This window comes from Mycobacterium sp. E2989, assembly GCF_001667595.1.
Taxonomy (GTDB): Bacteria; Actinomycetota; Actinomycetes; order Mycobacteriales; family Mycobacteriaceae; genus Mycobacterium.
The window spans coordinates 47,363-54,485 of record NZ_LZJX01000102.1 but is presented as its reverse complement, the minus strand read 5'-3'; the positions used below and the strand labels follow the sequence as shown (position 1 = coordinate 54,485).

Annotated in this window: 9 protein-coding genes and 1 pseudogene; 7 read left to right on the top strand and 3 right to left on the bottom strand. The window is 66.2% G+C overall.

Annotated features, from left to right (window positions below):
* Window positions 1-233, top strand: a pseudogene (locus tag A5680_RS17520) (hypothetical protein); the annotation flags it as partial.
* Here the strand turns inward: A5680_RS17520 and disA are convergent.
* The 3 genes from disA to A5680_RS17505 form a co-directional block, all read right to left on the bottom strand.
* Window positions 230-1,303 carry a DNA integrity scanning diadenylate cyclase DisA gene (gene disA / locus A5680_RS17515; protein WP_055399785.1) on the bottom strand — a complete coding sequence of 358 codons (1,074 nt, stop codon included), beginning with the start codon at window positions 1,301-1,303 and terminating at the stop codon, window positions 230-232. The pseudogene A5680_RS17520 and the gene disA overlap by 4 nt on opposite strands.
* Window positions 1,300-2,730, bottom strand: coding sequence for a DNA repair protein RadA (gene radA, locus A5680_RS17510; RefSeq protein WP_067821562.1), 1,431 nt, complete (start codon window positions 2,728-2,730; stop codon window positions 1,300-1,302). Before radA ends, disA begins: the two co-directional genes overlap by 4 nt.
* A gap of 61 nt (window positions 2,731-2,791) precedes the next feature.
* Window positions 2,792-3,340, bottom strand: a complete 549-nt coding sequence (locus tag A5680_RS17505; protein WP_055399783.1) for a hypothetical protein — start codon at window positions 3,338-3,340, stop codon at window positions 2,792-2,794.
* 61 nt (window positions 3,341-3,401) lie between these two features.
* On the opposite strand from A5680_RS17505, the gene A5680_RS17500 reads away from it, so the two are divergent.
* The 6 genes from A5680_RS17500 to A5680_RS17480 all read left to right on the top strand — a co-directional run bounded on the left by A5680_RS17500 (window position 3,402) and on the right by A5680_RS17480 (window position 7,035).
* Complete coding sequence (locus A5680_RS17500) at window positions 3,402-4,403, top strand: tyrosine-type recombinase/integrase (protein ID WP_156675162.1); 1,002 nt, start codon at window positions 3,402-3,404, stop codon at window positions 4,401-4,403.
* Window positions 4,404-4,605: 202 nt separating this feature from the next.
* Window positions 4,606-4,926, top strand: a complete 321-nt coding sequence (locus tag A5680_RS25840; protein ID WP_156675161.1) for a hypothetical protein — start codon at window positions 4,606-4,608, stop codon at window positions 4,924-4,926.
* Window positions 4,910-5,599, top strand: a complete 690-nt coding sequence (locus A5680_RS17495; RefSeq protein WP_156675160.1) for a hypothetical protein — start codon at window positions 4,910-4,912, stop codon at window positions 5,597-5,599. The genes A5680_RS25840 and A5680_RS17495 overlap by 17 nt, the downstream gene beginning before the upstream one ends.
* Window positions 5,600-6,124 (top strand): hypothetical protein, encoded by a 525-nt coding sequence (locus tag A5680_RS17490; RefSeq protein ID WP_067821556.1) that lies wholly within the window; start codon window positions 5,600-5,602, stop codon window positions 6,122-6,124. It begins immediately after the preceding gene.
* Window positions 6,108-6,623 (top strand): hypothetical protein, encoded by a 516-nt coding sequence (locus A5680_RS17485; RefSeq protein WP_156675159.1) that lies wholly within the window; start codon window positions 6,108-6,110, stop codon window positions 6,621-6,623. The genes A5680_RS17490 and A5680_RS17485 overlap by 17 nt, the downstream gene beginning before the upstream one ends.
* Before the next feature lie 148 nt (window positions 6,624-6,771).
* Window positions 6,772-7,035 carry a hypothetical protein gene (locus tag A5680_RS17480; protein WP_067821549.1) on the top strand — a complete coding sequence of 88 codons (264 nt, stop codon included), beginning with the start codon at window positions 6,772-6,774 and terminating at the stop codon, window positions 7,033-7,035.
* Window positions 7,036-7,123 lie beyond the last annotated feature (88 nt).

The following is a 7,123-nucleotide window of genomic DNA, read 5'->3' as shown; positions in this document are numbered from 1 at the left end:
CGACCGCGGTGACGTGGACGGGGATGGGGTCGGCGCCGCACTGCCCGCTGCCGCGGCCGGCGATCGGGCCGGGCACCTACAACCTCGTCGTCCAGCTGGGCAACCTGCGTTCCCAGCCGGTTCCGTTCATCCTGAACCAGCCGCCACCGCCGCCGGGACCGGTGCCCGGGCCGGGCCAGCCGGCCGCCGCGCCCCCGCCGGAGGCGCCGCCGGCCCCGGTTCCTGCGGGTTAGCTCAGCGGGTCGGCGATAGTCGACTCCGCCAGTTGCGAGAGCCCCTCCCGCACGTGGCGGGCCCACATCGCGCCGATGCCCTCGACCGATTGCAGGTCGCCTGCGCTGGCCGCCAGCAGGCCCTGCAGCGTCCCGAAGGACCGGACCAGTAGGTCGGAGTGCGCGAACTGCAGCCTCGGGATGCTGGCCAGCGCGCGGTAACCGCGCGGGCTGACCGCCGAATCCTGCGCCTCCGCCGTCGTCGGGTAGCCGAAAACCTTTGCCAGCGCGGTCAATTCGAGTAGCTCGGTGTCCGAGAGGGCGTCCAGCTCGTCGAGGGTGGCGGTCATCTGCGCCTTCGACAGCGGCTCCGGGCTGGCGTGATAGTCCCGCACGGTCAGTTCCCGCGCGATGTCGTTGCCGCCCAGCAGCTCGTCGAGCTGCAACCGCAGCTGGCGCCCGTCGGTTCCCAGCTCGACGACGTCGTCGTCGATCACCAGGCCGATCCGCCGGACCAGCTCGAGCCGCTGCACCACCGTCATCACGTCGCGCAGCGTCACGAAGTCCTCGATCTCGGCGAGGGACAGTTGCCTGCTGACCTCGTCGAGCCTGGTCTTGTAGCGCTCCAGGGTCGCGATCGCCTGGTTGGCCCGGGACAGGATGGTCGCGGAATCGGCCACCACGTGGCGGTCCCCGCCGACGTAGACGGTCACGATGTTCATCGAGTGGCTCACCGAGATCACCGGGTAACCCGTCTGGATCGCCGCCCGCTCGGCCGAGCGGTGGCGGGTGCCCGATTCGTCGGTGGGGATCGACGGGTCCGGCACCAGCTGGACGTTGGCCCGCACGATGCGGCTGCCGTCGGTGGACAGCACCACGGCGCCGTCCATCTTCGCCAGCTCGCGCAGCCGGGTCGGCGCGTAGCGGACGTCGAGGGCGAAGCCGCCGTCGCAGATGGCCTCGACGTTCTCGTCGTTGCCCAGGACGATCAGCGCGCCGGTGCGGCCGCGCAGGATGCGCTCCAAACCGTCGCGCAGCCCGGTGCCAGGCGCCAGGCGGGCGATGGTCTCACGCAGTGTCGGACGGGTCACAGCGTGTCATTGTGCGGCCCCACCACGTTTTGCGTCCAGCCGTTGCGGGGACCGGCGATCGCTTTCATGTGTTGCAGCGCCGCGCCAATGGTGGGCGCCCGCAGCGCCCGCATCCCGCTCGGCACGATCTCGCGCCGAGGATCGTCGCCGTCGGGGATGAGGGCGATGGTGAATCCCTGGCGCGCAGCCTCGCCCAGCCGCCGTTCCATGCCGCTGACCCGGCGCAGGTCACCGGCCAGCCCGACCTCGCCGATCATCACCGCCGTCGTCGGCAACGGCAGGTCGGAGTACGCCGACGCCAGCGCCATCGCGACGGCCAGATCCGAGGACGGATCGGTCAACCGCATGCCGCCCACGGTGGACAGGTAGATGTCGTGGACACCGACGGTCAGCTTGCCGTGCTTTTCCAGCACGGCGCTGATCATCGCGGCCCGGGAGTGGTCGATGCCGCTGACCGCGCGGCGCGGCGACCCGCCGCCGGGCATGGCCAGCAGCGCCTGGACCTCGCCGATCAGCGGCCGCTTGCCGTCCAGGGTCACCGTGATCGCGGTGCCCGCGACCGGCGCGGGCCGCTGATCCAGAAAGAGGTTCGACGGGTCGGACACGTCCTCGATTCCGTTGTCGTGCAACAGGAAACAACCGACCTCGTCGGCCGCGCCGAACCGGTTCTTGACCCCGCGAACCATCCGCAGCGACCCGTTGCGGTCGCCCTCGAAATGCAAGACCACGTCCACCAGGTGCTCGAGCGACCTCGGCCCCGCGATGGCGCCGTCCTTGGTGACGTGGCCGACCAGGATCAGCGCGACGCCGCTGGCCTTGGCGGCCGCCGTCAGCGCCGCGGTGACCGCGCGCACCTGCGTCACCCCACCGGCGACGCCGTCGGCCTCCGTCGTGGACATGGTTTGCACCGAATCGACGATCACCAGCGCGGGCCGCACGGTCGCGATGTGGTCCAGCACCGTGTGCACGTCGGATTCGGCGGCCAGGTACACCTCGTCGGAGCCGCAGCCGATGCGGTCCGCGCGCAGCCGGATCTGCCCGGCGGACTCCTCGCCGGAGATGTACAGCGCGCGCCGGCCCGAAAGCGCCCAGCGATGGGCCACCTTGAGCAGCAGCGTCGACTTGCCCACGCCCGGATCGCCCGCCAGCAGCGTGACCGAACCGGGTACCACACCGCCCCCGAGCACCCGGTCGAGCTCCCCGACGCCCGTCGAGCGGTGCTGGCTGGCGTTGGGCTCGACGGACGTGATCGGGACGGGGCGCGAAGCCGTGGCCGACGCCGGCCCCGCACGCCGGCCGCCGACCGCGCTCAGCACCGGCGCCTGGTCGACGGTGCCCCAGGTGCCGCACTCCAGGCAGCGGCCCACCCACTTGGCGGTGACGTGCTGGCATTCGGAGCAGCGGTACTGGGAGCGCGGACTTGCCACGCCATGACGGTATCGAGCCGGTACGACAAAACCCGGCTATGACACAGGCGGTTACGCCCCGCTAGCTTTGCTGCGGCTGGTCCAGCCCGGCCGAAACCGGCACCAGCACGGTCGCCTGACCGGCTTTCTCGAAGTTGAAGGTGAAGTTGTACAGCAGCCCGTTGCTGATCGGCTTTGCCAGGTTGACGGTCGCCCTGGCCGCGTTGCTGGAGCCCATCGGCCCGGGCGCCACCTTCTGGCCTTCCGGTGTCCCGATCAACAACATGCCGCCGGCGGGCAGCCGACCGTCTCCGCTCACGGTCACCGAGCCGACGTCGCTGGTGATGCTCACCAACCTGTCCGGCACGCTCGGCGACTGGTTGACGGCCACCAGCACCAGCTCCACCGCCTGTCCGGGCTGGATGGCGGCACCGGTCTGCTGGGCCTGCATGCGGATGTCGCGCAGCGCCACGTTGTTGAACGTGACCTTGTTGCCGTTGATCGCGGGCTCCTGGACGGCCATCTGCGAGACCTGGCCGGCCCCGCAGCCGCTGAGCACGAGCGCGAGCAACAGGCCGGCGAGCACGGTCAGCGCGGGGCGGACGGGGAGGCTCATCTCGAAGCGGTTCACTCAATGCCTCCTGCTGGGCCGGTTCGACGGATGCAACTATGCACAGTAGTACAGTCGTCGTATGAACGAAAAAACAGTGCGTGACCTGCGGGAATACAGGAAAAATCACGCGCATAATGTTGAAGTTGCGAACTATGGCGGAGAGCCGCGTTTGCTGAAAACCGGCATCGTCGAACCTCTGCTCGACCTGGAAGAGTTACTCACCTCCTGGCTGGTGCAGCTACGCGCTCAGAACAAGTCGCCGTACACGATCAGGATCTACCGCGCCGCGGTGCGTTCGTTCCTCGACTTCTGCGACGAGCACGATCTACCGCGGGTGCTGTCAAAGGCGAACGTAGTCGGCTATCTCGCGTCACGCACCGGCGAGACATCCACGGCGGTGCTGAATCTGCGGTGTCTGAAAATTTTCGCCCGCTGGCTCAACGACGAGGAGGGCTTCGACCCGACCGGTGTGCTGAGCGTGAAAAGCCCGCACTGCGACGAGCCGACCGTGCCGGATTTGAGCGACGACGAGATACAGCGCCTGTTGCGCGCCTGTGACGGCACAAGCCTGCGCGATCGCAGGGATAAGGCGATGCTCGCCATGTTCGTGGAGACCGGCATGCGCGCCGCCGAGATGATGGCGCTCAACGTCGAGGACATCAACATCAGCGAATGCACTGTGCACGTCGTGCGCGGCAAAGGCGGCAGAGGCCGGGTCTGCAAGTACTCAGCCTCGACGGCTGCGCTGCTCGACCGGTATCTGCGGTCGCGTCGTCAGACGGGCCAGCCTGGGCGTGAAGGCCCGCTGTGGCTCTCTTTCTACGGCGCCCGCTTGGGCTACGCCGGAGCGGTGCAAAGCCTCAAAGAACGCGCCCGCGCCGCCGATGTGCCCGGTTTCCATTTGCACCGTCTGCGGCACACGGCTGCGACGCGCTGGCTCGAACACGGCGGCGGCCAGGTCGGCTTGATGGCCCAAGCCGGTTGGAGCTCCCCGACGATGGTCGGCCGCTACGTGCGCGCCGCATCGGAGCGGCTCGCGCACGCCGAGTTCGACCGCCTCGGGTTGGCGGTCTCCGACTAGTCGGAACGTAGTGCCTCACCCGCTGAGCAGGTGTAGCATTCTGCGCAGGACATGCTTCCGTGAATTAAGGGCTATCGCCCTGCCCGACGAGACGCGTTCTAGCGACTCGTACCGGCCTTCTCGCCGGGGGTAGACAGACAAACGGCAGCCAGGGCTTCAGATAAGCGCTGGCTGCTTCGCGCTGTCCGCCACCCCTTGTGCGTTGAAGGAGATCAAGCCGATGGCGCCCCTCACCCCAGCCCAGCGCAAGACGCTAGCGCGTCTCGCCGCGAATGCGCGTTGGGCGAACCTACCGACAGCCGAAGAGCGCAGAGCCGCAACAGAGGCGTTCCGGCAAGGCCACCTCGACAAGCTCGCCGATCAGATCGACCCCAATCATCTGCTGAGCGACGCCGACCGGATGGAGGCCGCGAAACGTAAACGGCGCGAACACATGGCGCGCATCACCGCGAAAAGCCTTGCCAGTAGGCAACGTAAAGCCGCGGCTCGTAAGGCCGGTGTCGCTGATGACGGTGCAGCCTGAGCCTGAAGAGGCCGACACCTCGTGGGTTGAAGTGCCGGCCCCTTCTGCTGAATTTCCGCTCTCTGACATCAGCGCTTCCGATTCTATCGCTGACGCCGACAGTGTGTTGTCTGCTGATGAGGCGCGTCGACTCACCGACCGGATAGCCGCCCACCTAGCACAGTCGTGGGATGAGCTAGTGCAGTTCTGCGAACACCGCGGCTGGCTCGCGCTGCCGTACAGGACGTTCCGTGCGTATTGCGCAGCTGAGTTTCACACCGACGGGCTGCGGATACCCCGTCAGCAGCGCGACGCGATCGTGCTGTCGCTGACCGACGCTGGCGAGAGCATCCGTGATATCGCGGCGGCGTTGACGATCGACAAGAACACCGTGCTGGCGATTCAGAAGCGAGCGCGGCAGGTGTCTGAAATTCAGACACCGAACCCGAAGCCAGCGCCGAGCAGGAAACCTCCGCCGTACATCCGTGACTTCGAGAAAGCCGCGGCGCGGATCCAAGACGGCGCGATGGCGCTGCAACACCTGATCGACGACCCGATACGTTTCGCCGCCCACAAGGAACGCCTGGTGCGTGAGCACCGCGAAACGATCCTTTTCGCGCACCAACTCATCGGCAAGCTGCTGCCGGTGTTCGACACCGAGCAGATGGATCTACTCGTCGAAGGCGGTGCGTGAATGGCGCGTCGTCAATACTCCCGCCGCCCACTCAGCTACGCCGAATGGGAGCCGTTCACCAGCTTGCCCGACACTGCGCAGAACCTTTACGGCTGGCTCGTCACCATGCGAAACATCAGCCAAGCAGGAATACTGCCGATCCAGTTGAGACGCTGGGCGCAGCTAAGCAGCAACGGCACACCCGAGCGGGTCGTCGAAAATCTGAAAATCCTTGAGGCCGGCGGCCTCATCGTCGTCGACTGGGACGCCGAGGAGCTACTCGTCACTACGTTCATCGCCGACGACAAAGTCGGCAACATCAAAGCCGAACGTGGCGCCCTCGACGAATGCATGAACAGCCCGCCGTTCTTCGCCCCTCATCTCGCGCGTGAGATACGCGCGATCCGCCGCCTCCTGCACCCCGACAATGACGCGCACGCCGACGTGGTGCTCGACTACCTCGACCGCCGGACGAGACGCACACAGGAAACGGAAAATCCTGCGGCGCAACAAGAACCAGAACGAGAACGTGAACATCGAACATGAACAAGAACACGAACTTGTCCGATCGATCGACGATGAATCGACGATCGATCGTCGATCCGCAAGGCGCCCGCTTCTGCTTTCACCGGCTTCCGAAAAAGCCTTGACACGAAGGAAAACCACGCAAATGAGCGACGACACGAAGCCACGAAAATGGAGCGTCCCCTACTGGAACACCATCGCTGTATGCCCCCTACCGCCTGGCTGGATCAACGTCTACCGCCTCGGCTGCAACGTCGTCGCTTATGACGCGCCGGCGCTGCTGCTGCAAGAGTGCACACAAACCGCACGCTGTTGGGAAGAGCCGAACGGCGACGGCACGTTCACACCCCGCGACCGAATCGAAAAACACGAGCGTGAAACCCGCGTCGTGTTCGCCGACGTTGACGGCGGTGAACTCTGCGAGGCGAACGGCGCCAACAATTTCGTCGCCAGCATCCCTGAAACGAGACTAGCCGAGCTGCTGGAACGCGAAGCGGCGGAGGGAAACCCGCAACGATGACCCGCCGCCGTTGCGTTCACTGCGGCGATCCACTGAAACCCCGCGAGTCACCCGGCCATTCCTTGTGCGGCCGCTGCTACACAGACCGCCTCAAGGCGATCGCCGAGAAGCTCGACGAGCTCAACAACCCGAAAGAAAGGAAACCGCAATGACAAACCCCCACGACATCGCCAAGCTGGAAGAAGCGGAAAAAATCATCCTCGGTCTGCTGCAGGAGCTAGGCACGCCGACGTGCGACCTTCCCGAGGATGATGACGATTTGTTCGAGCGCAAGCAAGCCGCGCGTAACGAGTATTTGTTAGAGAACGTTCACGGCGGTCTGCTCGAAATCCTCGACTGTGTGCAGAACGCGTTACACCGGCCATACATATGGATGGCGTCAAGGTATCTCCGCCGAGACCCTGCAAAATGAACGGCTCTGCGCGAATCTCGGCGCACTGCAGCCCTTCTCAAGCACTGACACGATCCACGCGGCTTCGCCGCCGAGAAGCCGACACAGC

Bases quoted from the DNA above. Each gene is read 5' to 3' on its own strand.
- A5680_RS17500 (WP_156675162.1), top strand. From the start codon at position 3,402: ATGAACGAAAAAACAGTGCGTGACCTGCGGGAATACAGGAAAAATCAC.
- A5680_RS17495 (WP_156675160.1), top strand. From the start codon at position 4,910: ATGACGGTGCAGCCTGAGCCTGAAGAGGCCGACACCTCGTGGGTTGAA.
- A5680_RS17490 (WP_067821556.1), top strand. From the start codon at position 5,600: ATGGCGCGTCGTCAATACTCCCGCCGCCCACTCAGCTACGCCGAATGG.
- A5680_RS17480 (WP_067821549.1), top strand. From the start codon at position 6,772: ATGACAAACCCCCACGACATCGCCAAGCTGGAAGAAGCGGAAAAAATC.